This is a genomic window from Sphingomonas sp. J344, assembly GCF_024700005.1.
In the GTDB taxonomy this organism is placed as follows: Bacteria; Pseudomonadota; Alphaproteobacteria; order Sphingomonadales; family Sphingomonadaceae; genus Sphingomonas.
The window spans coordinates 431,538-455,825 of sequence record NZ_JAJONB010000001.1; the positions used below are offsets into that span (position 1 = coordinate 431,538).

Consider the following 24,288-nt stretch of genomic DNA (forward strand, 5'->3'; position numbering starts at 1 on the left):
TCCCCCGCCCGGCCACCCACAAGGTATCTTCAAAGGGTGGCCGGGTGGGGGGGCGGGCCGGCGCCGCAACACAAGGCATCCGATGATGACCATTGCGGCGACAGATTACAGGCCGTAAGCCCCAGTTCAGGCACAATTGGCTAGTACACGGCCCCGATCACGAAAATCGGACAGGTTTCAGGCACAGGTGAAGATGACCTCGAAAGTCGCGCGTTACGGCCGGATTGCGGCCCTTGTTCTGGGTATTGCCGGCAGCACCGCCATTGCGGCGCAAACCGTCGCCGATGGTGACGTCCCGTCGACGGCGAACCTCAACCTGCCGGAAAACCTGCAGCTGTTCGCCAAGGCCGACCCCAATGTGCGCAAGCCGACGGCGATCGTGAACGGCCATGTCCTCACGCGCACCGATGTCGACCACCGCGTCAACCTGGCCATCGCGCTCAACCAGTGGCAGCTGAGCGTCGAGGAGAAGGACCAGCTGCGCATGCAGGTGCTGCGCCTGCTGATCGACGAGACGATCCAGATCCAGCAGGCCAAGTCGGAGGATATCTCCATCGCCGCCGACCAGATCGAGCGCAGCTTTGCCGGCATTGCGCGCCGCTATGGCCGATCGCCGGATCAGATGCGTGCGTGGCTGCGCGAGATCGGGTCGTCGGAACGATCGTTCCGCCGCCAGATCGAGGGCGAGCTGGCATGGCAGGCAGTGATCCGACGCAAGGTCAACCCGTTCATCAATGTCGGCGACTATGAAGTCAGCGAGATCATCAAGTCGATCGAGGCCGCCAAGGGCACCAACGAATATCACCTGCGCGAAATCTACATCTCCGCGACGCCGGAGCGCGCGGGCGAGGTGTTCCAGACGATGCAGCAGATGATCCAGCAGATGCAGCAGGGGCGCCCGTTCGAATATTTCGCACGCTTTTCCGAAGCGACCACCAGCTCGCAAGGCGGCGACCTTGGCTGGGTGCGCACCGAGATGCTGCCCGGGCCGCTGGCCCAGGCGGCACAGCAGATGCAGGTCGGTCAGGTCGCAGGCCCGGTCGAAGTGCCCGGCGGCTTTTCGATCCTCTATCTGGTCGACAAGCGTCAGGTCGGCATGCCCGACCCGCGTGACGCGCGCCTGAGTCTGCGCCAGCTGACCGTCAAATTCCCGGCCGACATCACCCAGGCGCAGGCAACCGCCAAGGTCGCCGAGTTCGCCGCAGTGCTCAAATCGACCAATGGCTGCGGCGCGGTGGGCAAGGCCGCCGAGACGCTGGGTGCCGAAGTCGTCGACAATGACTCGGTTGTCGCGCGCGATCTGCCGCCACAGCTGCAGGACCTGATCCTGGCGCTTCAGGTCGGTCAGGCAACCCCGCCCTTCGGATCGCCGACCGAGGGCATTCGCGCGCTGGTCCTGTGCGGCCGCGACGATCCCAAGACCGCATCGGCCCCATCGGCCGATGCGATCCGCGACGGCCTTGAGGAGCGCCGCACCAATTTGCGCGCCCAGCGGTTGCTGCGCGACCTGCGCCGCGACGCGATCGTCGAGTATCGTTGAGCCGTGAGCGGCGCTTTGCGTCCGCTCGCGATCGCGATGGGAGATCCCGCAGGGATCGGTCCGGAGATTATCGGCAAGGCATGGTGCGGTCGCGCGTTGCACGCACTTTCCCCGTTTTTCGCAGTCGGTGAACCGGACGCGATTGCGGCGGTGTGGGACGGGCCGTTGGCACGGATCGGCAGCCCGGATGAGGCGCGAAGTGCGTTTGACGACGCGCTTCCGGTGCTTCCGGTCGACTGCTCGGCAGCGGTCCAGCCGGGGGTCCCCGACGTCGCGGGCGCGCGCTGTGCGCTGAGCAGCCTGGAGCTTGCCACCGGCCTCACGCGGTCGGGCGCGGCGGGGGGCCTGGTGACCGCGCCGGTGTCAAAGGCGCAGCTTTACAGCATCGGCTTTACCCATCCGGGGCAGACCGAGTTCGTTGCGGAGCGATGCGGCGTTGCGCCCGAGAATGCGGTGATGATGCTGGCCGGGCCGACGCTGCGCGTGGTGCCGGTGACGACGCATATCGCGCTGGCGGAGGTCGCGCCGACGATCACGATTCCCTTGATCCTGGCCAAGGCGCGCGCGACCGCGCGGGGACTCGCGCGCAATTTCGGGATCACCGCACCCCGCCTCGCCTTTGCCGGCCTCAACCCGCATGCCGGCGAAGGCGGGGCGATCGGGCGCGAGGAGATCGAGCTGCTGATCCCGGCGATCGAGCAGTTGCGCGCCGAGGGGATCGACGCGACCGGGCCGTTCGCGGGCGACACGATGTTCCATGCGCGCGCGCGGGCGACCTATGATGCCGCGATCTGCCTCTATCACGATCAGGCGCTGATCCCGCTCAAGACGCTGCATTTCGACGAGGGGGTGAATCTGACACTCGGCCTGCCGATCGTGCGCACTTCGCCCGATCACGGCACCGCGTTTGGCATTGCGGGCAAGGACATGGCGGAACCGGGCGCGATGATCGCGGCGATCCGCATGGCGGCGCAGGCGGCCGAGCATCGCGCCGCCTATGACGCCGAGCAGGCCGCGACCGCGTGATCAAGCTACCCCCGCTGCGTGAGGTGATTGCGAAACACGGGCTCTCCGCCAGCAAGGCGTTGGGCCAGAATTTCCTGTTCGATTCGCAGCTGCTCGACCGCATCGCGCGCGTGCCGGGCGATCTCAATGGCGCGGAGGTATTCGAGGTCGGCCCCGGTCCCGGCGGTCTGACCCGCGCATTGCTCGGCGCCGGGGCGAAGGTGACCGCAGTCGAACGTGACCGGCGCTGCATCCCCGCGCTCGAGGAACTCGGCGAGGCGTTTCCGGGACAGTTGCGCGTGATCGAGGGCGATGCGCTTGAGGTGGATGCGCCCGCGCTGTTCTCGGGGAAGCCGCATATCGCGTCGAACCTGCCGTACAATGTCGGCACCGCGCTGCTGGTCGGCTGGCTGTCCGCCGAATGGGAGCCGTGGTGGGCGAGCCTGACGCTGATGTTCCAGAAGGAGGTCGCCGAACGGATCGTCGCGACGACCGACAGCGATCATTATGGCCGCCTCGCGGTACTGGCGCAGTGGCGCAGCAGCGCGCGGATCGCGATGCCGGTCCACCGCAGCGCGTTCACCCCGCCGCCCAAGGTGATGTCGGCGGTCGTGCATATCGTGCCAGCCGACGAGCCGCCGGGGGTGAAGTTCAAGGTTCTGGAGCGCCTGACCGCTGCTGCATTCGGCCAGCGACGCAAAATGCTACGGCAGAGCTTGAAGGCGGTGCCGGGTGCGGTCGAGGCGGCAGAGGCGCTGGGGATCGACCCGACACGACGCGCCGAGACGGTGAGCGTGGCGGAGTTTGTAAGCCTGGCGCGGGCGTTGTCCTGATCTCCCCTCCCGCTTGCGGGAGGGGACTTAGTTCTTCTTCTCGTCCGCCTTGGGAGGCGGAACTACCTGCGCCGTTGCGGTGGCGGGCGGGCCCTTGGCGATCGCCGCCGCCAGCTGAGTCGCGTCGGCGCAATTTCCGCACAGCGTCTTCAGCCGCGCGAGATTTTCCTTGGCGCGTTCGACAGCGCCCTTCTGCACCATCGCCTCGCCCTGCCCGCGCAGCGCGGCCTGATCGTTCGGCTCCAGCGTCAGCGCTTCGCGATAGAAGCGGATCGCCTTGCCCGGCAGGCCCTGCGCGCGCGCAATTTCGGCGAGCACCAGATAGGCGGCACGGTTGCGCGGATCGACCGCGAGCGCGCTTTCGATCAGGCCATTGGCCGTGTCGAGGTCACCGGCGGCGCGCGCAGCCTTCCCCTTATCGAGCAACGCGACCGAGCGGGCGTCGATCTGGTCGTCGGCGCGCTGGGCGTTGATCGAAGTCGAAACGCTGAGCAGCGTGAGCGCTGCGGCGGCCGACACGAGCGAGATACGCATGACAGTCTCCGGACGTGGAATGGCAATCGCTATCACGCGCGCACCATCCGCGCGACAAAAAACCCGTCGGTCGCATCGCTGAGCGGGGTGAGACGCATGCCCGATCCATGCGGCGTGCCGAGCGGAAGCGCAAGCGGATCGGCGCGGAAGGCCGGGTTGCGGGCGAGGAAGGCGGTGACCTGATCCGCCCCTTCGGCATCGAGCAGCGAACAGACGATATGGATCAGCGCGCCGCCGGGGCGGATCAGCGCCGCGCCGACATCGAGCAGGCGCGCCTGCGTCTCGACCAGCCGGGCGAGCCGCGCCGGGGTGAGCCGCCAGCGTGCCTCCGGGTTGCGACGCCAGGTTCCGGTGCCGGAGCAGGGCGAATCGATCAGCACCACGTCGGCGCTGTCGGCCCAGTCAGCCAGCGCCTCCGCCTCCCGGTTCGGGTTGAGCAGGCGCGTCTCGACAATGTTGACACCCGCCCGCTGCGCACGCGGGGCAAGGCGCGAGAGGCGGGCGCGGTCGCTGTCGCTGGCAAGGATCGCCCCCTGCCCCGCCATCGCGGCGGCGAGCGCGAGCGTCTTGCCCCCCACCTCCCGCGCACAGGTCGACGACGCGCATGCCCGGTGCGGCGGCGGCGGCGAGGGTCACCGCCTGGCTGCCGGCGTCCTGGACCTCGAACCAGCCTTGGGCGTAGGCGTCGCTCTTTTCCACCGGCGTATCGCCGGGGAGGCGTAGCGCGAGCGGAAGGCCGGGGAGCAACGCCGCATCGGGGAAGGCGGCGGCGAGCTGGTCGCGGGTCGCCTTGAGCGGGTTCACCCGCAGGTCGAGCGGGGCGCGGTCGAGCAAGGCTGCGGCCTGTTCCCCATCGACGCCCGATGCGGCGAGCGCGTCGATCAGCCAGGCCGGGGCGACGCCCGGCGCGGCAACCGGCTCATCCGCACCGATCGGCGCAGGGCCATAGGGCGAGCCGTCGAAGGTTGCGGCCAGATCGGGATCGCGCGCCGCCAGCGCCAGCATCGCCGCGCGCCCGGTCGCCGGAATCTCGCCACACAGCCGGATCGCGTCATAGACCAGGGCGCGGATCGCGCGGCGGTCCTTCGACCCCGCATAGCGGCGCGCGGCAAGCTCGCGCGCGATCAGCACGTCCGCCGATGCCCCGCCATCCCGCGCGGCGGCGATGATCGCGTCGAGCAGTTCGATAGCAGTACGGGTACGTGCGGCTGGGGTCATCGAGGCGCTTTAGGGGACCGAAAGCGGCTCGGCCAGCGTGGCGGGGAAGGCGCGGATCACCGCAGGGGCGAGCTTTGCGGCCAGCGCGGACGGGGTGTCATTGCGCGTCCCTTCGGCCTGGGCGGTCAGCGCGCTGCCGCTCCAAACCAGTCTCTCGTCCGCACGGCTGACCAGCTCGACCTTGAGCGTGGTGACGATCAGGCCACGCAGCTGGCGCTTGTCCGAGGGCAGCGTGACGCTGACCGCTCCGCCCCAGTTGCCGAATCCGCCCGACGCGCCCTGCTCGCGCCCATTCGACGCGACCGCGCCGCGCTCGGCCCGGGTGAGGCTGATCCGTGCAATGTAGCGACCGCGCGCCTGACGCGGGAGAGCGATGAAGCGCGCATCGAGCAGCGCCTGTTCCACCGCGTCGGCGAAGACCTGACGGACCGCAACGGGGGTGGCTTCATCCGCCACCGCCTCGACCGTCACCGTGCCCGGGGTCAGCGCCGGGCCGTCCTGAACGCCCGAAGCCAGCATCGCGAGCGCTGCAATCCACATCATCGCCATTCCTTCCACACTTTACTCGGCACGCACCGAATCGAGTCCATAGTCGATCCGGATGCGGACCCATTCGCCGACCTGATACTGCCCGCGCAACCGGGGCGGGCGCACGCGAAACTGCCACGCGGCGGCGAGCCACGCGCGCCCGATCTGCGCGCCCTCGGGATATTCGTCGAGCAGTACGCAGCTGTCGACGCGATAATCGGCCACCGTCCGGCATGCGATCATCGCCCAGCCCGGCGCGCGCGCGGTCGACAGATAGCCGCGAATCTCGCTGTCATAGGGCTTGCGGAACCACGACGCGGCGTAGAGCGGCTCACCATTGGGTCCGCGCCCCTCCACCCGACGCGAATCCCCGGGATTGGGGCCGGGCGCCGGTGGCCCGGCGACACGGCGCGGGGGGGCGGCGGGCTCTGCCGACGGGCGGCGCGGCAGCGCGGCGATATCGGGCATGCGACCGAGCGGGATGTCGAGGAGTACCGGCGGCTCGGGCGCAGGGTCGACGACCACCGGATCTGGGCGCGGCGGGGTGTCCGCCTCACGCGGTCGGGGCTGCACGGTCGGCTGGGGCGCCGCATCGGCGGGGCGCGCGTCGGACGGTGGCTCGGGCGCAGGCTCCGGCTCCGGACTGACGCCGAACGTCGCCATCGGCACCGTCTCATCGGGCGGGTTCAGGATCTTCGGCGCGATGGTGAGCAGCAACAATGCCAGCAGCAGTTCGACCAGCAGCGCGAGCGCAATCGCAATCGCACGCGCGCCAAACCGCTCGCGCAGGCGCGGCAACAGCGCGCGCGGCGCTTCTGGCGGGGGCAGGACGGCAATACTCGACAAGGCGCGGACGAATTGCCCGCGCATTGCGTCGAAATGATGTCGGCAACCCGCCGTTCTCCGCAAGGAGGAGGAGGCGGATAGTCTGCTCCCTACACCCGCTGCATCATTGCGTCGGCTACCGCGCGTTGGAGATCGGCCTGGGTAAAGGGTTTGTTGAGACGAAGCAGCTGCGCGGCGGCGTCTGCGGGGGTCTCGCCATAACCGGTGGCGAGGATGATCGGCAGTTCGGGGTACTGCGCCCGTGCCCGTGCGATCAGTTCGGTGCCGGTCATGCCGGGCATAGCCTGATCGGTGATCAGCAGCGCGATATCCTCCCGCGCGTTCAACTGGTCGAGCGCGGCAAGGCCCGATTCCGCCTCGATCACCCTATGGCCCAGATCGGTGAGCAGGTCGGCGGTGTTCATCAGCACCAAGGGATCGTCATCCGCGACGAGCACCACCAGCGATCGCATCGCGGCGCGGGTCGCAACGTCGGCGCGCGGTGCCGCGACGACCGCGCCGGAGCCATCCGAAGCGACCGGCAACCAGATATGGGCATGCGTGCCGTGACCAGGCTCGCTCTCGATCTCCAGCATCCCGCCATTCTGGCGCGCGAAACCGTGGATCATCGACAGGCCAAGACCCGTGCCCTTCCCCACCCCCCTTGGTCGTGAAAAAAGGGTTCGGTCGCGCGCGCCAGCGTCGCGGCGTCCATGCCCGAGCCCTCGTCATGCACCGACAACCGGACATAGCGACCCGAGGTCAGGCCGCGGACCTCTCCGATCACCTCCTGCTCGATCCCCTCGATGCAGATGCGCCCGCCATCGGGCATGGCGTCGCGCGCATTCACCGCCAGATTGACCAGCGCCATTTCGAGCTGGTTGGCGTCGGCGGACACCACCGGCAGGCGATCGGGGAAATCGACATCGATCCGCCACGACGGACCGATCGTGCGTTCCAGCAGCCCGCGCATGTCCGCGACGAGCGCGGGCACGTCGATCCGTTCGGTCTTCAGTTCCTGTCGCCGGGCAAAGGCGAGCATCCGCTGGGTCAGCGCCGCGCCGCGATCCGCCGCCTGCATCGAATTGTCGATCAGGCGCGTGATCTGGGGATCGTCATCGGGCAGGCGTTTGCGCAGCAAAGTCAGACCGCTGATGATCGCCATCAGCAAATTGTTGAAATCATGCGCCACGCCACCGGTCAGCTGGCCGATCGCCTCGATCTTCTGCGCCTGGAACAACGCTTCACGCGCAACCTCCAGCTCGCGCTGCGCCTCTTCGCGTTCGGTGATATCGCGGGTAATCTTGGCAAATCCGATCAGCCGCCCGTCATCGTCATGGATCGCATCGATCACCACGCTGGCGCGGAAGCGGTGACCACCCTTGCGCAGTCGCCAGCCCTCCGCCGCAAAGCGCCCCTGACGCCGCGCGGTTTCGAGCGCGTGCTGCGGCTCACCGCGAGCGCGCTCTTCCTCAGTGTAGAAGGTCGAGAAATGCGCGCCCATGATTTCGTCCGGGGCATAGCCCTTGATCCGTTGCGCCCCTGCATTCCAGCTCGCGACGACGCCCTGCGGATCGAGCATGTAGATCGCATAGTCGGTCACGCCCTGAACGAGCAGTCGGAACTGCGTCTGGCTCTGTTCGAGCGCCGCGGCGCGCTCCATTGCGCGCGATTCGAGTTCGGCGTTGAGCTGACGCAGCTGTTCCGCCGTCTTGCGCAGTTCAGCCTCCGCTGCGGCGCGCTCGACATGCGCCCAGCTGCGGTCGGTGACCTCACGGATCAGCGCGATATCTTCCGGGCTCCACACATGGGGTTCGGCATGGTGCGCCGCCATCAGCGCGGTCAGCCGCCCGTCCTTCACCAGCGGCACGCAGCAGGTGGCTGCAAGCCCGATCGCGGCAAAGGTCGCGGCTTCGTGCGGGGGTAGCTCATGCGCGATGTCGTCAAGGATCAGCGGGCGGGCGGCATTGAGGTCGCGCACCGCCTGTTCGCCGAACGCGGCCAGGCTGTAATGGCCGACGATCGATTGTGATCCAGGCTGCGCCCAATCGCCGCGGATGGTGAAGCCGTCGCCATCGGCGTCCATATCGGCATAGGCGCAATTGGCGGCACCCAGGCGTTCGGCGAGCTTGCGGGTCGTGATCGCCAAGATCTGAGCGGGGTCGGTCGCGCCACCGGTTTCGCGATCGAGGGCATCGAGAAAGCGCAGCCGCGCTTCGCTCTCTCGCAACGCCCGCTCGCTCCGCACCGATTCTGTTGTCTCGACGACCACCGCCATGACCCCGGCGGGGTGGCCATCATCGTCAAAGACCGGGGAGTAATCCAGATCGAGCCAACAATCCTCGAATACTCCCGTGCGATTGAGGGTCAGCTTGTGGTTGCGATAGGCGAGCGTGCCGCCAGCAAGCCCGACGCGCATGACGTTGGCGTTGAAGTCGGCGACTTCCGGCCACGCCTCAACGACCTTCATTCCAAGCAGCCCCGGATGCCGCTCGCCCGCGAAGACCGAATAGCCGTCGTTGTAGATCAGATGCCCGTCCCTGCCCCACAGCATGACCAGCGCGACCGGCGAATTGACGAGGAAGGCGACAATGCTGCACAGGCTTTGCGACCAGCCTTCAATCGGCCCGACGCCGGTTGCGGCCCAGTCGAACGCAGCGATGCGCTGTCCCATCTCGCCGCCATTGGCCAGAAATGCCGGGACGTTGACCGCCCGCGCCGCACTTGCTCTCACGCCTGCTCCACTACCTGCCCAAACGGCGCACATGCACCGCCCCACATCGCTCAACGCGCTGGCGTAACGAAGGTTCCAGTAGAGCTAAATCACTGAGAAAAGCTATTTTATACGAAGTTTACCGCGTCGGATAATTCGGTGCTTCGCGCGTGATCGTCACGTCGTGGACATGGCTTTCGCGCAGGCCGGCATTGGTGATGCGGACGAACTTGCCCTTTTCGCGCAGCTCGGGGATGGTCGCGGCGCCGGTATAGCCCATCGCCGCCTTGATGCCGCCGATCAGCTGGTGGATCACGTCCTTGGCCGGCCCCTTGAACGCGACCTGGCCCTCGATCCCCTCTGGGACCAGCTTCAACTGGTCCTTGATATCGCCCTGGAAATAGCGGTCGGCCGAGCCGCGGCCCATTGCGCCGACGCTGCCCATGCCGCGATAGGATTTGTAGGCGCGGCCCTGGTAGAGGAAGGTCTCGCCCGGCGCTTCCTCGGTCCCGGCGAGCAGCGATCCGACCATGCAGGTCGAGGCCCCAGCGGCGAGCGCCTTGGCGAGATCGCCCGAGGTGCGCAGGCCGCCATCGGCAATCACCGGCACGTCCGACTTGGCGGCTTCGTTGGCGGCGTCCATCACCGCGGTGAGCTGGGGCACGCCGACGCCCGCGACGACGCGGGTGGTGCAGATCGATCCGGGGCCGATGCCGACCTTCACCCCGTCCGCGCCCGCGTCGATCAGCGCGCGGGTGGCCGCGGCAGTGGCGACATTGCCGGCGACGACCTGGACACGGTTCGACAGCTTCTTCACCCGCTCGACCGCGCGTGCGACGTCCTTGTTATGGCCGTGCGCGGTGTCGATGACGATCAGGTCTACCTCGGCATCGACCAAAGCCTGGGTGCGTTCGAAGCCCTTGTCGCCGACCGTGGTCGCTGCGGCGACGCACAGGCGGCCTGCGCCGTCCTTGGTCGCGTTAGGATAGTTCACCGCCTTTTCGATGTCCTTGACGGTGATCAGGCCGACGCAGCGGTAGTTTTCGTCCACCACCAGCAGCTTTTCGATGCGGCGGGCGTGGAGCAGACGGCGCGCCTCTTCCTGCCCGACCCCGATCGATACGGTGGCGAGATTGTCGTGCGTCATCAGCTCGCTGACCGGCTGACCCGGATTCTCGGCAAAGCGCACGTCACGGTTGGTGAGGATGCCGACCAGCTTGCCGTTCTCCTCGGTCACCGGAATACCGCTGATCTTGTGCCGCGTCATCAGCGCCTGTGCCTCGGCCAGCGTGCCGCTGGCGCGGATCGTGATCGGGTTTACGACCATGCCGCTTTCGAAGCGCTTGACCGCGCGCACTGCCTCAACCTGCTCATCGACTTCCAGATTGCGGTGCAGGACGCCGAGCCCGCCGAGCTGCGCCATAACGATCGCCATGTCCGCTTCGGTCACCGTGTCCATTGCGGAGGAGAGGATCGGGATGTTGAGCGCGAGCGACTTGGTCACCCGGGTGCGGGTGTCGGCCATGCTCGGCAGCACCTCGCTCTCGCCCGGATAGAGCAGGACGTCGTCGAAGGTGAGGCCGAGAGGGATATCCATGGGATGCGCCAAGTTCCTGAGTCGAGAATTGGCGGCCCATGTAACGACGCTTTGTGACGGGCGCTAGTGGCCAGCCCGCGCCAGCAGCGCCTTCGCCTGATCGACGTGCATCTCCTCGATCATCGCGTCCTTGTAGCGTTCGGCGCCGCCGGTCGCGGCTGCCACCAGCGCGCGGGCTTCTTCGAGTTCCGCTTCGGTCGGGTCGAAAGCAGCACGGGCGATGTCGATCTGGTTGGGGTGGATCAGCGATTTGCCGTCGAAGCCGAGCAACCGGCCCTCGGCGCATTCGGCGGCCAGTCCCTCGGGATCGTCGAGACGGTTGAACACGCCGTCGAATACCCATAACTCGCGAGCCCGCGCCGCCAGCACCACCAGTTGCAGCGAAAGCGCCATCTGGGCGCGGCCCGCGGCGGGCGGCAGTTTGAGCGACGCGGCAAGATCGTTGGTGCCGACGATCAGCCCCGCCAGCTCATAGCCCCAGCCGCTGGCCGAGGCGATCGGGCCGACATTCATCACGCCCGCGGGAGTCTCGATCATCGCGAGCACGGGCTTCCCTGAATAGATGCCCGCAGTGATGATCGTCTCCACCTTTTCGACCTTGGGGATGACGACATGGGTCGCGGCGGATTTCTTCACCGCCTTCAGATCCTTCGACCAATGCTCGCTGTGCTCGCCATTGACGCGGACGCCGAACGGCCGGTCGCCGAAGCCATCGATCGCCTTCACCGCCTCGCGCGCGGCTTCCTTGTCCTGCGCCTTCACCGCATCCTCGAGGTCGAGGATGATCATGTCGGCAGCCAGCCCCTTGGCCTTTTCGATCGCGCGCGGGTTCGACGCGGGCAGGAACAGCGCGGTGCGCGGCGGGGCGTAAATCGCTTTGCTCATGCCATCGCTATGCTAGAGTCAGGGCCGAAATGCGAGGGGACTAGCGATGGAACTGACGATCGGCACCTTCTTCATCCTGATGCTGCTGGTGCTGATGTACCTGTTCGCCAGCATCAAGATCGTCCGCCAGGGCTATCACTACACGATCGAGCATTTCGGCCGCTTCACCACCGTCGCCCAGCCGGGGTTCAACCTCTATCCGGCGTTCTTCTATCGCGTCGGCCGCCGCGTGAACATGATGGAGCAGGTGATCGATATTCCGGGTCAGGAAATCATCACCAAGGACAACGCCATGATCTCGACCGATGGCGTGGTGTTCTTTCAGGTGCTCGACGCCGCCAAGGCCGCCTATGAGGTGTCGGACCTCTATGTCGCGCTGCTTCAGCTGACGACAACGAACCTGCGCACGGTGATGGGGTCGATGGACCTCGACGAGACGCTGTCGAAGCGCGACGAGATCAACGCACGGCTGCTCTCGGTGGTCGATCATGCGACCACGCCCTGGGGGGTCAAGATCACGCGCGTCGAGATCAAGGACATCCGCCCGCCCGCCGACATCGTCAACGCGATGGGCCGCCAGATGAAGGCCGAGCGTGAGAAGCGCGCCAATATCCTTGAGGCCGAAGGCTCGCGCGCCTCTGAGATCCTGCGCGCCGAGGGCCAGAAGCAGGCGCGCATCCTTGAAGCCGAAGGCCGGAAGGAATCCGCCTTCCGCGACGCCGAAGCGCGCGAGCGTGCGGCGGAGGCCGAGGCCAAGGCGACCGAGCTGGTCAGCCAGGCGGTCGAGAGCGGTTCGGCCCAGTCGCTCAACTATTTCATCGCGCAAAAGTATGTCGAAGCGGTCGGCAAGTTCGCGACCAGCCCCAACGCCAAGACGATCCTGTTCCCGGTCGAGGCGACGCAGCTTATCGGAACGCTGGGCGGGATCGGCGAACTTGCCAAGGAGGCTTTGGGCGGGAAGGATACGCCGCCAGCGCCCCCTGCCCCGCCCGCGCGGGTGCGCCAGTCGCCGTTCGGTGGCACGCAGGAATAAGGGGGCAGCAATGAGCGACTGGTTGGCCGAGCAGGCAGGCTTCGTCTGGCTCATCGTCGCGGCGTTGCTCGCGATCTGCGAGTTGATGCTGCCCGGGGTGTATCTCACCTTCCTCGCGCTCGGCGCGGCGGCGACGGGCGTGCTGGCTTTGGTGTTCCCGGAGCTGGGCGCGATCGGCCAGTTCATCAGCTTCGCCGCCTGGTCGACCGTCGCGGTGCTGGTCGGCAAGCGCTGGTACGGCGCGAACCCGGTGCCGAGCGCCGACCCCGACCTCAACAACCGCGCCGCCCGGATGATCGGGCAGAGCGTGACCGTGGTCGACGCGATCGTCGGCGGCACCGGGCGCGTGCGGGTTGGCGACGGCGAATGGCCGGCGGAAGGACCGGACCTGCCAGTCGGCGCGAAGGCGCGGATCGTCGATGTCCGCGGTGGCGTGGTGGTGGTCGAGGCGGTGACGGCGATCGGGGCGACAGAATCCGGCGCGCAGTTCGACGAACGACAGGCGTAACCGCTTTCCCCCGCGTCCTCAGCGGATTATGAGGCGATCATGTATCGTAACTTTGTCACATCGCCGTCGCAGCGACTGTCGCGTGGCGCTGCAGTCTGGGTCGCGCTGTTCTGGGCCTTCAGCTACACTCTGCTGGCCTTGCGCTCGCAATGGATCGACGACGGCACGCCACCCTGGCTGGACGACACACGGTTCGTGGTGGTCGGCGTTGCCACCGCCTTCTTCGCCTGGACGCTCTGGTCGCTGCGCCAGCCGCGCACCCGTCGCGCTGCGGCCCGGACTTTTTCTGTTCAACATCGTCGCCGCCGCAGTGGCGATCGCCGTCATCCGCTGCGCGATGGATCATGGCACACCCGACGACGCTACCACGCTCGACCGTCATGTCCGCTGGGTGTTGGTCTGGGCCGGCTATCTCACCTTGTGGATCGGCGCGTTCGTCGAGGTCACCCGCCGCAGCGCGCAGACTGCGGCTCAGGCGGCCCCGCGCGCGCGGAGCATCGAATTTGTCGATACTGCCCCGGCGGCCAAGGACGCCGCGACCGCGCAGGCATGGGAGTGGCTGGGCGAGGCGCTGGCCGACGAGATGCTACGCCAGCCCGACGGATCGCGCGAGGCAATCCTGCGCGCGGTGCGCCGCCGCGCCGGCTATCGCATCGCCGACGATCTCGACGGCAGCGCCGCCGCGCAAAATGCGCGAGTCGAGCTGACCGAGCGGCTGACCCAGCGGCTGATCGCCGAACGCACCCCCTGGCGCGCGGAGTGATATTTTATCGTGACGCCGCCCTTGGGGTGTCGTCGCGATACTGGGCGCGTAGCCGGGCCAGCTCGGCCTTCATCTTCGCGATCTTGCCCGCATAGCGCGGGTCGGCGATCGCGTTGCGCATTTCCTGCGGGTCGGTCTTGAGGTCGTAGAATTCCCACGTGTCAATATCGCCATAGAAGCGCATCAATTTGTAGCGGTCGGTGCGCACGCCATAATGCGGGCGCACCGCGTGGAAGGCCGGGAACTCATAATAATGGTAGTAGAGGCTGGTGCGCCAGTCGCGGACCTTCCGGCCTTCCGCGACAGGACGTAGCGAGCGGCCCTGGATCGCGTCCGGCAGCGGCACCCCGGCATAATCGAGGAAGGTCGGCGCATAGTCGATATTCTGCACCATCCGCGACACCACAGTCCCCGCCGGGATATGGCCGGGATACTGGATCAACAGCGGAGTGCGGAAGGATTCCTCATACATCCAGCGCTTGTCGAACCAGCCATGCTCTCCGAGGAAAAAGCCCTGATCTGAAGTATATACGACGATCGTATTCTTCGACAGTCCGCTGCTTTCGAGATAATCGAGCAGCCGCCCGACGCTGTCGTCCACCGCCGCGACCGTGCCCATGTAATCGCGCATGTAGCGTTGGAATTTCCAGATCGCGAGCTGCTGCGGCGACAGGTCGGCGCGGTTCATTGCGTCGTTGTCCGCCTGATACAGCCGGTCCCACTCGGCGCGCTGCGCCGGGGTCATCCGCTCGAACGCGCCCGGCCAGCGGTTATAGCGGAGTTCGTTCGATCCCGCCGCGACGGTCATCTTGAGGTCGTGGCCCTCATACATGTCGCGATAGATGTTCATCTCCTGCTTTCCGGCAGGGATGCGGCCCGCATAATCGTCGAAATAGCTCGCCGGGACCGGGAAGGTGACGTTGCGGTATTTCTGCACATGGCGCAGCGGCGGCATCCAGTTGCGGTGCGGCGCCTTGTGATGGACCATCAGCGCGAACGGCTTGCCTTTGGTCCGCTTGCTCTTCAGCCAGTCGAGGCCGAGATCGGTAACCAGATCGGTGGCATAACCCTCGGGCCGGGTGCGGCCTTCGGCGGTGATGAAATCGGGGTTATAATATTCGCCCTGATCGTCGAGGATCTTCCAGTAATCGAAATTGATCGCGCCGGGTGTCGGGCCGATATGCCATTTGCCGACCACCGCCGTCTGGTAGCCGCTCTCTTTCAGCGCGCGCGGCCAGGTCCATTGGCTTGTGTCGAAATGCTCGCCATTCTGATTGAAGCCGTTGATATGGCCGAACTTGCCGGTCAGCATCGCGGCGCGGCTGGGACCGCAGAGCGAGTTGGTGACGAAGCTGTTGTCGAACCGCGCGCCGTTGCGGGCGATCCGGTCGATATTGGGCGTGGGCGCGAGCCGCGAGACGGGGTGGCCATAGGCCGACAGCGCCTGAACCGCGTGATCGTCGGTCATGATATAGACGATATTGGGCCGCTGCGGTGCCTTGCGCTGCTGCGCGACCACCGGCGTCGCCACCATCGACATCAGCGCGACCCACAGCGCCTTGTTCCGCATCACTCTCTCCCGTTCCATCGTTGAAGCGGATGTAGATGAAACCGGTTACATCGTCCAGAGCAGCGGCTGTCGCAGCGGGAAGTTGCGGATGATCTCCGGAACCTGTGGGTCAGGATTCAACCGCTTCCACAAGGCAAGATAATCCGGGCGGTCCAGCGCCTGTCCCCCGAACAGCAGCGCGACCTGGCGCACAGGCAGCGCGTCGAAATATTCGACATCGGCTTTGTACGGCCAGCCGGCCTTGTCGGCGATATGGGGCGCCATGAATGCCAGCGCCCCGGCCAGCGACCGCCCGTCCGGCGTGGCGAAGCGCCACAGATCGCCGTTGTCCGAGGCGATATGCGCCAGCGCCGCGAGGACATCGAGGTTGAACAGGCTGTAGCTGTACGGCTTGGTCCGCGCGAGTTCGAGCGGCTGGCGCCCGTTCGGCGCGATCTGGTCGGGGATCAGGCGGGTGCGGAAGCGGTCGCGTACAGTGGCGCGAACCTGCCGATCTCCGACCAGCCGCGCAAACTCTGCCGCCTGCAGCGCCCAGCAGCTGCCGTGATTGTTCTTCTCGTCGCGCTCGTCGGTGCCGTTTTTCGAGGTCGTCAGCCAGCCCAGATAGGCGCGAAACCAATCGTGGATCGCCGCACCGCGCTCAAGACGCAACCCGGCATCGAGCACCGCGATCGCGCGCGCGACCTCTACCAGGTGCAGCGTGTCGATCACCCCGATCCCGCGCCCCGTGTTGATCCCGATAATCGCCTGCGCGTGGTCGAGATGGGGTGCCATCCGGGTCTCGGCATCGACGAACCACGCATCGAGATGCCGCTCGGCATGGCGCGCGTAGCGCGGGTCGCGGGTGAGCCGCCACGCCGCCACCAATGCGGGAACCTGCAAGCTCAGGCGGATCAGCGCCTGACGATGCGCATCGAACCGCGCCGGGTTGGAATAGCCGTCCCGGCGGACATAGGGCCCTCCGGATCGGCGGGGTTGGGCCACCAATAGTCGCCTTCGGAATAGTAATCGTGGCGCGTTCCGGGACTGCGTTCGGCGCGGAAAGCGGTGATCGTGACTGGCGCGTCGGTGAGATAGCGGTTCGCTGCGCGCAGGATGCGGCGCCGGTCGATCGCCGCAATATCGATCCCGGTCGCGGCGATGCGCGTCGGCCAGACGGCCAGCGCTGTGCCGCCAGCCAGTATCGCGCGTCTGTGCATCGCCCGCTCCTCTCGTGCCGTAAAGCTGTCATACAACTTCATCAGGCGCGTGCAACCGCCCAGCCCGGGGTGGCATGCGTCGCGCGCTTCGCTAAGGTAACGCCAGCAACTAGTCCCTCCCGCGCATCCGGAGCCGCCATGATCGCCAGCCGCCGCCAGTTTCTCGCCTCGACCGCCACGCTCGCCGCCTTCCCCACGCTCCCCGCCTGTGCGCAGGGGGCACCCTCTGCGGATGCAGCGGCGGACAAGCTGTTGAGCGCGACTGCCGAGCAGTTGCTGACCAGTTCGCCCGAGAGCGCGACCTCGCTGGGCATCGACAAGGGCGAGCGCGCGCATCTGCGCTCGATGGTCGAGGATCGCAGCATCGCGGGCCGGCAGAAGGTTGCGGAGGGGCTGCGCGCGCGGATCGCGCAGCTCGACGCGCTCGATCGCGCCGCGCTGTCGCCGGTGATGCAGACCAATGTCGATGTCGTGCGCACCGCGTTCCAGGTCGGACTGGACGGCTTTGCGTTCGGCTATGGTGACGTCGCCGTGGGTGGGTGGCGCAATGCCCCCCTATGTCGTGGTGCAGAATGTCGGCGCCTATCTCGACATGCCGCGCTTCCTCGACAGCGAGCACAAGGTCGAGAGCGCGGCGGACGCGGCAAGTTGGCTCGCGCGGTTCGAGGGCTGGGCTGGGCAGATCGACGGCGAGACCGAGCGGCTCAAGATCGCATACGACAAGGGCGTCGTCGCGCCCGACTTCCTGCTCGACAAATGCCTGCGTCAGATCGCGCTGACCCGCGGCACCGATGCGGGAAAGTGGGAACTGGTCGAGAATTTCACCGGCAAGAAGGTCGTGACCGGCGATCAGGCGGTGGCGGCGGCAAAGCTGGCGGCGGGCAAGATCGCCCCCGCGCTCGACCGCCAGATCGCCGAGCTACAGCGCCACCGCGCCAAGGCCACGAGCGAAGCCGGTGTGTGGAAATTCCCCGACGGCGAGGCCTACTACGCCTGGGCCCTGCGCGCGGCGACCACCACGACGATAACCCCGGACGAGGTGCACAAGGCGGGGCGCGAGGAGCTGAAGGCGCTCCAGTCGGAGATGAACACGATCCTCAAGAAGCTCGGCTACAGCAAGGGCAGCGTCGGCGCGCGCATGACCGCGCTCGGCAAGGATCCCAAGTTCCTCTACCCCGACAATGATGCCGGGCGGCAGGAAATCCTCGCTTACATGACCAGGACGATCGAGGACATGAAGGCGAAGATGCCGCAGGCGTTCCACACTTTGGTGCGCGGTAATGTCGAGGTGAAGCGGCTCCCGCTCGCCGAAGAGCCGGGCGCGCCGGGTGCCTATGGCGGCGCGGGATCGATCGACGGGACGGTGCCGGGGCGGGTGTGGCTCAACCTGCGCACCACGCACCTCCACACCAGATACAGCCTCGCCACCCTCGCCTATCACGAGGGCATTCCGGGCCATGCCTGGCAGGGCGAATATACGTTCAAGCTGCCGCTGGTCCGCTCGCTGCTCGGCTTCAACGCCTATAGCGAGGGCTGGGCGCTCTATGCCGAGCAATTGGGCGCGGAGCTGGGGGCGTATGACAGCGACCCGGTCGGGCGGCTGGGCTATCTCCAGAGCCTCGCCTTCCGCGCCTGTCGTCTCGTCGTCGATACCGGGCTGCACGCCAAGCGCTGGACGCGGGCACAGGCGATCGAATGGTTCGCCACCGCCAACGGATCGTCGGTCGAGGAAGTCAGCGGCGAGGTCGACCGCTATTGCAGCTGGCCGGGTCAGGCGTGCGGCTACAAGCTTGGCCACACCGCGATCAATCGGCTGCGGACGAAGGCACAGCGCGAACTGGGGCCGCGCTACGATTTCCGCGCGTTCAACGACGCACTTGTGCTCGGCGGCGGCGTGCCGATGAGCGTGCTGGAAAGCGTCATCGACCGACATATCGCCAGCCGAAAGGGGTAAGGCCACGCGCTCCAAATAGCATCCCTACCCCGTTTGTGCTGAGCTTGTCGAAGCACTGTTCCTGCGTTCTGTGAGGCCGGGAGCGGCCCTTCGACAAGCTCAGGGCAAACGGGCGTTGGAGTAATCCAGTAGCCCTAGACCAACCCCGCCAGCCGCAGCGCCACCCCCGCGGCGGCGCAGAGTGCGAGCACGGTGAACAGGCCGAGCTTGAACCGGAACACCGCGACCAGCGCGAACAGGGTCAGCACCGCCGCCCAGGGGTCGATGCTCGTCAGCACGGGCGCATCGAACGCCACCGGTCCTGCGCCGACCGCCACGGTCGTGCGGAATACCGCGTGGATCGCGAACCACAGCGCCAGGTTGAGGATAACGCCGACCACCGCCGCCGTGATCGCGCTGAGCGCCCCGGCCAGCGCCGCATTGCCACGCAACCGCTCGATGAACGGCGCGCCGAGGAATATCCACAGGAAGCACGGCGCAAAGGTCACCCAGGTCGCGAGCAGCCCGCCCAGCGTCCCCGCCAGCATCGGCGAGAGCATGCCGGGATCGCGATACGCGCCGAGAAAGCCGACGAACTGGAGCACCATGATCAGCGGTCCCGGCGTCGTTTCCGCCATGCCGAGCCCGTCGATCATCTCGCCGGGTGAAAGCCAGCCATGATGCTCGACCGCCTGCTGCGCGACATAGGCGAGCACGGCATAGGCCCCGCCGAACGTCACCATCGCCATCTTGGCGAAGAAGGTCGCGATCTGGCTCATCACATGATCCGGGCCGCGCCAGACCAGCAAAGCCGCGATCGGCACCAGCCACAGCGCGAGCCACAGCAAGGTGTCGAACAGCACCGCGCGCCAACGCGGCCGCGCATGGTCGGGCAATTCCTCGCCGAGCACCGTGTCGCGGTCGGCAACGCCGCCCGCTGCCCCGCCATGCCCGCCGCCCACGAACGCCTTGCTCCCCGACCGTCCCGCGAGCCAGCCGATCAGGCCCGCGCCCAATACGATCAGCGGGAACGGCGCACCGAGGAAGAAAATCGCGACGAACGCCGCCGCCGCGAGCAGCCGCGCGGCGTTGGAGCGCAGCGCGCGGCCGCCGATCCGCACCACCGCCTGCGCGACGATCGCCAGCACCGCAGCCTTGAGCCCGAAGAACAGGCCGCCGATCAGCCCGCTGGTGCCCCACAGCACATAGATCCAGCTCAACGCCATGATCGCGAGCGCGCCGGGCAGGATGAACAGCCCGCCCGCGATCAGCCCGCCGATCCGCTTGTGCAGCAGCCAGCCGATATAGGTCGCGAGCTGCTGCGCCTCCGGCCCGGGCAGCAGCATGCAGAAGTTGAGCGCGTGGAGGAAACGCTGCTCGCCGATCCAGCGCTTTTCGTCGACCAGCACGCGGTGCATCACCGCGATCTGCCCCGCCGGACCGCCGAACGACAGCGCGGCAATGCGCAGCCACACGCGCACCGCTTCGCCGAGCGGGATCGTCGCCGCCGCGCTCATGCCCGGCCTCCGCGCGGCTGGTGCGAGGTCCAGTCGTGCCGCTCGTCCTGCGCATCGCGCGCCCAGCGATAGAGCGCGTCGTAGAGGTCCATTCCTGCTTCCAGCTGGCGGTGATCGTCGCTGTACAGCCGCGACAGGCCGAGCGAGAGCGCGACCAGCCCTGCCGCTTCGGGCGCGAGGTCGAGCCGCGCGGTGTCCGCGCCGCGCACGATCGGGGCGAGCCGGGCGAGCGCGGGGATCGCCCCGAGCCCGAGATCGTCGAGCAATGCGTCGAAGGTGCAAGCCTCGCCCCGATGGCTCCAGCGCACCCCTTCTGCCGCTATGTCGAACGGGGCGGCGCCGGTCGCGGCGGCGACGCCCGCGACCTCGCCTGGCGCGACGAACAGGATGACCGCGTGCGGATCGACGAAGCGGCGGATCAGCCAGGGACAGGCGATGCGGTCGACCTTGGGCCGGCTGCGAGTCACCCAATGGGTGCGGTCATCGGCGTCGCGCTCCAGCGCCGCCTCCTGTAACAGCGGCAGTCCGGCGGCGGTCCAGCCGTTATGGCCGCCCTCCAGCACCTCGGCGGCGATGCCGTCATGGCGCAGCCGTGCGGCGGCGGCATGCGCCTCCGCCCCGCCTGCCGCGTCGATCACCACCACGGCGCGGGCGTCTGGCGCGGGCGCACGGCGGCTCGCGCCGGGAATACGGTTGGGGCTATCGGGCGGGCGCAGGTCATAGAGCGCCGGCGCTGTCGGCGTTCCGATCAGGCGCGCGAGCGTCGCAGGAGCGATGGAATCGGGTGCAGGCATGATGCGTCCTTGGATTGCAAGACTGGACGCGACACTTCGGCTGACGCCTCTTGGGGCGATCGCCGTCCCCATGCCGATTAATGAACCGCGCCGCGCCCTGACTGTCAAGCGCGCGGCGCGAAAGGATTATTTCTTGCCGAACAAGCCGCCAGCCATACCGGCGAGGTCGTTCAGCGGGTTGCCGTCGCCATCGCGGTCGAGCGCGCCGAGGATGCCGCCCGCGCCGTCGGTCTGGAGCATCGTCGCGAACTTGTCGAGCGCCCCTTCGCCGCCGATCTGCTCGATCAGTTCATTCAGCTTCGCCACCGGAAGGCCGGTCGCGGCGGCCGCGCCCTCGGCGGTGTCGCCCTGCATCTGGTGGTGTTTCGCCAGTGCCTGAACGGCTGATTCCACATGTTCGGGCGACAGCCCCACCTTGGCCGCCAGATTGGCGATGCCGTCATTACCGCTGACCTGGCCGAGGATCGAATCGAGGATGCTCATCTGCGTCGCTCCTTGATAGGGAAGTCCCGACGCGATCCTATCATGCGACAGGCAAGGGTGCGAGGTCGGGCGGCACGAATCCGCGCCGCGCGGCGACCGAGAACAGCAGGTCGTGGCTGTAGAAGCGCAGCGGCCAGTCGCGACTGCCCACTTCGCTGGACAGCAATGCGTTGACGTCGGCGCACAGGTCGCCGCTCGCCGACCCGTTCAGGAACCACCGCACGCCGGCGACATAGGCGTGGGTAATCGTGTCGTGATAGCCGTTCTGGTCGTCATTCACGCCGCCGACGCTCTCGTTGAAGCGCGCAATGATGCCCGCGATCTGCGCATCGACGTCCACGTCGGGGCGGCGCGCGAGCAGATAGAGGCACGCGGCGAGATGCGCCTCATGGGTCCAGTCGGCGCGGTCGAGCGCACACGCGATCAGGCCGTCGCCGATACGCACGATCTCGGCCTCGGTCTCGAAAAAGCGGATGGGGTGATCGGTCATGCACCGCGGGTAAGAGCCGGCAGCGCAGCGAGTCAATCACGCGCCCGGGCGCTAGCTCTGCGGGTGCAGCGCATCCAGTCGCGCAACGACCGCGCGAAACCCGTCATCGCCTGCAATGGCAAGGTCGATCGGTCGCCCGCCCAGCCCCGCGTCGTGCGCATTGAGAAACGAGGCAGCGGCGACACTCTCGCGCAACCGTTCCCAGACGAGCGTGGCGACGCGGCCCTGTCGTGCTGCGGCATCGGGGGAAAGGCGCGGCGTGTCGCTGCGGCGGCGGAACTGACGCGTGCGCGGCTTGTCGGTTTCATGCGGCGCGGGGGTCAGCATGACGCGCGCGTCAGCGAACCCTCTTCGCCCATGGCGCTGCGCAGCACGCGGATGCGCTCGGCATAGCCATGCGCCAGGCCACGGTGCGACCGGCTGGCGCACCGGCAGTCGGATGCCTTGGCGCGCATCAGCGACACCTGGTGGCGATAGAGGAGATAGTTGAGGTCCATAGAGCGGCTCCCTTTGTGTAAGCGGGAGCGCGAAGAATCTCTCAGTCGCCGGCGCCTACGAAGCATGTGCCGACGATGATCGGTATGTAGGGGCTCGACCCCAAAAAAGCCAGCACATAGCCCGCCGACGCGACCGGCGGCGGGGTATGTGCGACTGATCAGGCCGGTTCGGTCGCCTTGGGCGCCGCCTGGCGGACGCCCTCATCGACATGCTCGGCGAATTGCGCGAAGTTGGCGACGAACTCGTCGACCAGCTTTGCCGCCGTCGCGTCATACTCGCCCTTGTCCGCCCATGCGGCGCGCGGGTCGAGCATGTTGGGGTCGATATCGCCGACCGCGACCGGGACCATGAAGCCGAAATTGGGGTCCTGACGGAACTCCGCATCCTTCAGGCTGCCGTCGAGCGCAGCGTTGAGCAGCGCGCGGGTGACGCGGATCGGCATCCGCTTGATCCCCGGCATCGTCGCCTTGCCGCCGCTCCAGCCGGTGTTGACCAGCCAGCAATCGACCCCGCCCTTGGCGATCCGCTCCTTGAGCAGATTGCCATAGACCGACGGATGGCGCGGCATGAACGGCGCGCCGAAACAGGTCGAGAAGGTCGCGGTCGGCTCGGTCACGCCGATCTCGGTCCCCCGCGACGCGCGCAGTATAGCCCGAGAGGAAGTGATACATCGCCTGTTCGGGCGTCAGCTTCGCGATCGGCGGCAACACGCCATAGGCATCGGCGGTGAGGAAGATGATGTTCTTCGGCACCGGGCCCAGATTCTTCTCGCTTGTGTTCGGGATGAAATCGAGCGGGTAGGAACCGCGGCTGTTCTCCGCGAGACTGTTGTCGTTGAAGTCGAGCTCGCGCGTTTCGGGGTCCATCACGACATTTTCGAGCACCGTGCCGAAACGCTTGGTGGTCGCGAAAATCTCCGGCTCGGCCTCGGGCGACAGGTTGATCATCTTGGCGTAGCAGCCGCCCTCGAAATTGAAGACCGCGGTGTCCGACCAGCCATGCTCGTCATCGCCGATCAGCGTGCGGCTGGCATCGGCCGACAGCGTCGTCTTGCCGGTGCCCGACAGGCCGAAGAACACCGCCGTGTCGCCGTTCGGGCCGATATTGGCCGAACAATGCATCGGCATGATGCCCTGCGGCGGGAGGAGATAGTTGAGCAGTCCGAACACGCTCTTCTTCATCTCGCCGGCATAGGCGGTGCCGCCGATCAGGATCAGCTTTTCGGTCAGGTTGACCGCGATCACCGTCTCGCTGCGGCAGCCATGTTTCGCCGGGTCGGCGCGGAAGCTGGGCAGATCGATGATCGTATATTCGGCGGCGAAGTCCTTGAGCTCATGCGCCTCCGGGCGGACCAGCAACGTGCGGATGAACTGGCTGTGCCAGGCATATTCGTTGACCACGCGCACGGTGACGCGATGCTCGGGCTGCGACCCGCCATAGAGGTCCTGGACGAACAAAGTGTCCTTGGTGCCAAGGTGCGCGAGGAAATCGGCCTTGAGCGCCGCGAAATGCTCCGGCGTCATCCCGACATTGGTGCTGCCCCACCACACGGTGTTCTCGGTCTCCGCATCGCGGACGATGAACTTGTCCTTGGCGCTGCGGCCGGTGTGCTTGCCGGTTTCAACGACCAGCGGCCCGTCCTTCGCCAGACGGCCCTCACCGCGGCGGACGGCATGCTCGACCAGTTGGGCAGGCAACAAGTTCCAGTGAATGGTGGTACCAGCCGCGACGCCCAGCGCGTCGAGGCCGATCTTCGGGGTACGATCGGTCACGTCTCTCTCCTCCGCCGCGCCTCTCCGCACGGCATTGCATTCGTATGCGT

At 67.2% G+C, this 24,288-nt stretch carries 24 protein-coding genes and 2 pseudogenes; 7 read left to right on the top strand and 19 right to left on the bottom strand.

The annotated features are described in order from the left end of the window. Positions 1 to 193 precede the first annotated feature (193 nt). The 3 genes from LRS12_RS02165 to rsmA are packed head-to-tail and all read left to right on the top strand — an operon-like array spanning position 194 to position 3,378. The gene (locus LRS12_RS02165; protein WP_257843100.1) at positions 194 to 1,540 is read left to right on the top strand and encodes a peptidylprolyl isomerase; all 1,347 of its coding nucleotides are present in this window, start codon (positions 194 to 196) and stop codon (positions 1,538 to 1,540) included. Between the two features lie 3 nt (positions 1,541 to 1,543). Then, positions 1,544 to 2,566 (top strand): 4-hydroxythreonine-4-phosphate dehydrogenase PdxA, encoded by a 1,023-nt coding sequence (pdxA, locus tag LRS12_RS02170; RefSeq protein WP_257843101.1) that lies wholly within the window; start codon positions 1,544 to 1,546, stop codon positions 2,564 to 2,566. Further along, entirely contained in the window at positions 2,563 to 3,378 is an 816-nt protein-coding gene (rsmA, locus tag LRS12_RS02175) for a 16S rRNA (adenine(1518)-N(6)/adenine(1519)-N(6))-dimethyltransferase RsmA (protein ID WP_257843102.1), read from the top strand. Before pdxA ends, rsmA begins: the two co-directional genes overlap by 4 nt. Positions 3,379 to 3,405: 27 nt before the next feature. Here the strand turns inward: rsmA and LRS12_RS02180 are convergent, their stop codons facing one another. The 8 genes and pseudogenes from LRS12_RS02180 to LRS12_RS02215 all read right to left on the bottom strand — a co-directional run bounded on the left by LRS12_RS02180 (position 3,406) and on the right by LRS12_RS02215 (position 11,678). After that, positions 3,406 to 3,912, bottom strand: a complete 507-nt coding sequence (locus tag LRS12_RS02180) for a tetratricopeptide repeat protein (RefSeq protein WP_257843103.1) — start codon at positions 3,910 to 3,912, stop codon at positions 3,406 to 3,408. A gap of 32 nt (positions 3,913 to 3,944) precedes the next feature. Next, a pseudogene (locus LRS12_RS02185) lies at positions 3,945 to 5,130 on the bottom strand (RsmB/NOP family class I SAM-dependent RNA methyltransferase). 9 nt (positions 5,131 to 5,139) lie between these two features. Next, on the bottom strand, positions 5,140 to 5,673 hold the full coding sequence (locus LRS12_RS02190) for a DUF4136 domain-containing protein (protein WP_257843105.1): 534 nt from the start codon (positions 5,671 to 5,673) through the stop codon (positions 5,140 to 5,142). A gap of 18 nt (positions 5,674 to 5,691) precedes the next feature. Beyond that, complete coding sequence (locus LRS12_RS02195; RefSeq protein WP_257843106.1) at positions 5,692 to 6,528, bottom strand: hypothetical protein; 837 nt, start codon at positions 6,526 to 6,528, stop codon at positions 5,692 to 5,694. Between the two features lie 65 nt (positions 6,529 to 6,593). Then, positions 6,594 to 7,112, bottom strand: a complete 519-nt coding sequence (locus LRS12_RS02200; protein WP_257843107.1) for a response regulator — start codon at positions 7,110 to 7,112, stop codon at positions 6,594 to 6,596. Beyond that, entirely contained in the window at positions 7,109 to 9,217 is a 2,109-nt protein-coding gene (locus tag LRS12_RS02205) for a PAS domain S-box protein (protein WP_257843108.1), read from the bottom strand. Before LRS12_RS02205 ends, LRS12_RS02200 begins: the two co-directional genes overlap by 4 nt. 118 nt (positions 9,218 to 9,335) lie before the next feature. Beyond that, entirely contained in the window at positions 9,336 to 10,793 is a 1,458-nt protein-coding gene (guaB, locus tag LRS12_RS02210) for an IMP dehydrogenase (protein ID WP_257843109.1), read from the bottom strand. 63 nt (positions 10,794 to 10,856) lie between these two features. Continuing rightward, positions 10,857 to 11,678: a CoA ester lyase gene (locus LRS12_RS02215; protein WP_257843110.1), complete on the bottom strand. Its 822-nt coding sequence runs from the start codon at positions 11,676 to 11,678 to the stop codon at positions 10,857 to 10,859. A gap of 46 nt (positions 11,679 to 11,724) precedes the next feature. Here LRS12_RS02215 and LRS12_RS02220 point away from each other — a divergent pair, with 46 nt between their 5' ends. The 3 genes from LRS12_RS02220 to LRS12_RS02230 all read left to right on the top strand — a co-directional run bounded on the left by LRS12_RS02220 (position 11,725) and on the right by LRS12_RS02230 (position 13,982). Next, on the top strand, positions 11,725 to 12,711 hold the full coding sequence (locus LRS12_RS02220) for an SPFH domain-containing protein (RefSeq protein WP_257843111.1): 987 nt from the start codon (positions 11,725 to 11,727) through the stop codon (positions 12,709 to 12,711). Positions 12,712 to 12,721: 10 nt separating this feature from the next. Continuing rightward, positions 12,722 to 13,219, top strand: a complete 498-nt coding sequence (locus LRS12_RS02225; protein WP_257843112.1) for an NfeD family protein — start codon at positions 12,722 to 12,724, stop codon at positions 13,217 to 13,219. Positions 13,220 to 13,427: 208 nt separating this feature from the next. Then, a complete protein-coding gene (locus tag LRS12_RS02230; protein WP_257843113.1) occupies positions 13,428 to 13,982 on the top strand; it encodes a hypothetical protein in 555 nt (184 codons plus the stop codon). A gap of 4 nt (positions 13,983 to 13,986) precedes the next feature. Here the strand turns inward: LRS12_RS02230 and LRS12_RS02235 are convergent, their stop codons facing one another. Genes LRS12_RS02235 through LRS12_RS19850 form a run of 4 tightly spaced genes read right to left on the bottom strand, consistent with a single transcriptional unit; the run spans position 13,987 to position 17,230 of the window. Further along, positions 13,987 to 15,552, bottom strand: a complete 1,566-nt coding sequence (locus LRS12_RS02235; protein WP_257843114.1) for a sulfatase — start codon at positions 15,550 to 15,552, stop codon at positions 13,987 to 13,989. A gap of 45 nt (positions 15,553 to 15,597) precedes the next feature. After that, the gene (locus LRS12_RS02240; protein WP_257843115.1) at positions 15,598 to 16,536 is read right to left on the bottom strand and encodes an alginate lyase family protein; all 939 of its coding nucleotides are present in this window, start codon (positions 16,534 to 16,536) and stop codon (positions 15,598 to 15,600) included. Beyond that, on the bottom strand, positions 16,446 to 16,793 hold the full coding sequence (locus LRS12_RS02245) for a hypothetical protein (RefSeq protein WP_257843117.1): 348 nt from the start codon (positions 16,791 to 16,793) through the stop codon (positions 16,446 to 16,448). Before LRS12_RS02245 ends, LRS12_RS02240 begins: the two co-directional genes overlap by 91 nt. After that, complete coding sequence (locus LRS12_RS19850) at positions 16,793 to 17,230, bottom strand: hypothetical protein (RefSeq protein WP_308222956.1); 438 nt, start codon at positions 17,228 to 17,230, stop codon at positions 16,793 to 16,795. Before LRS12_RS19850 ends, LRS12_RS02245 begins: the two co-directional genes overlap by 1 nt. Positions 17,231 to 17,298: 68 nt before the next feature. Here LRS12_RS19850 and LRS12_RS02250 point away from each other — a divergent pair, with 68 nt between their 5' ends. Next, complete coding sequence (locus LRS12_RS02250) at positions 17,299 to 18,705, top strand: DUF885 domain-containing protein (protein WP_308222957.1); 1,407 nt, start codon at positions 17,299 to 17,301, stop codon at positions 18,703 to 18,705. Positions 18,706 to 18,839: 134 nt separating this feature from the next. Here the strand turns inward: LRS12_RS02250 and chrA are convergent, their stop codons facing one another. From chrA to LRS12_RS02285, 7 genes and pseudogenes are all read right to left on the bottom strand, one after another. Next, positions 18,840 to 20,201 (bottom strand): chromate efflux transporter, encoded by a 1,362-nt coding sequence (gene chrA, locus LRS12_RS02255; protein WP_257843118.1) that lies wholly within the window; start codon positions 20,199 to 20,201, stop codon positions 18,840 to 18,842. Next, positions 20,198 to 20,995: a chromate resistance protein ChrB domain-containing protein gene (locus tag LRS12_RS02260; protein WP_257843119.1), complete on the bottom strand. Its 798-nt coding sequence runs from the start codon at positions 20,993 to 20,995 to the stop codon at positions 20,198 to 20,200. The genes chrA and LRS12_RS02260 overlap by 4 nt, the downstream gene beginning before the upstream one ends. 126 nt (positions 20,996 to 21,121) lie before the next feature. Next, on the bottom strand, positions 21,122 to 21,478 hold the full coding sequence (locus LRS12_RS02265) for a hypothetical protein (RefSeq protein ID WP_257843120.1): 357 nt from the start codon (positions 21,476 to 21,478) through the stop codon (positions 21,122 to 21,124). 40 nt (positions 21,479 to 21,518) lie between these two features. Next, positions 21,519 to 21,968, bottom strand: a complete 450-nt coding sequence (locus tag LRS12_RS02270) for a hypothetical protein (RefSeq protein WP_257843121.1) — start codon at positions 21,966 to 21,968, stop codon at positions 21,519 to 21,521. Between the two features lie 51 nt (positions 21,969 to 22,019). Next, the gene (locus tag LRS12_RS02275; RefSeq protein WP_257843122.1) at positions 22,020 to 22,295 is read right to left on the bottom strand and encodes a DUF2384 domain-containing protein; all 276 of its coding nucleotides are present in this window, start codon (positions 22,293 to 22,295) and stop codon (positions 22,020 to 22,022) included. Continuing rightward, positions 22,289 to 22,465 carry a hypothetical protein gene (locus tag LRS12_RS02280; RefSeq protein WP_257843123.1) on the bottom strand — a complete coding sequence of 59 codons (177 nt, stop codon included), beginning with the start codon at positions 22,463 to 22,465 and terminating at the stop codon, positions 22,289 to 22,291. The genes LRS12_RS02275 and LRS12_RS02280 overlap by 7 nt, the downstream gene beginning before the upstream one ends. 158 nt (positions 22,466 to 22,623) lie before the next feature. Beyond that, positions 22,624 to 24,217, bottom strand: a pseudogene (locus tag LRS12_RS02285) (phosphoenolpyruvate carboxykinase). Positions 24,218 to 24,288: the final 71 nt, after the last annotated feature.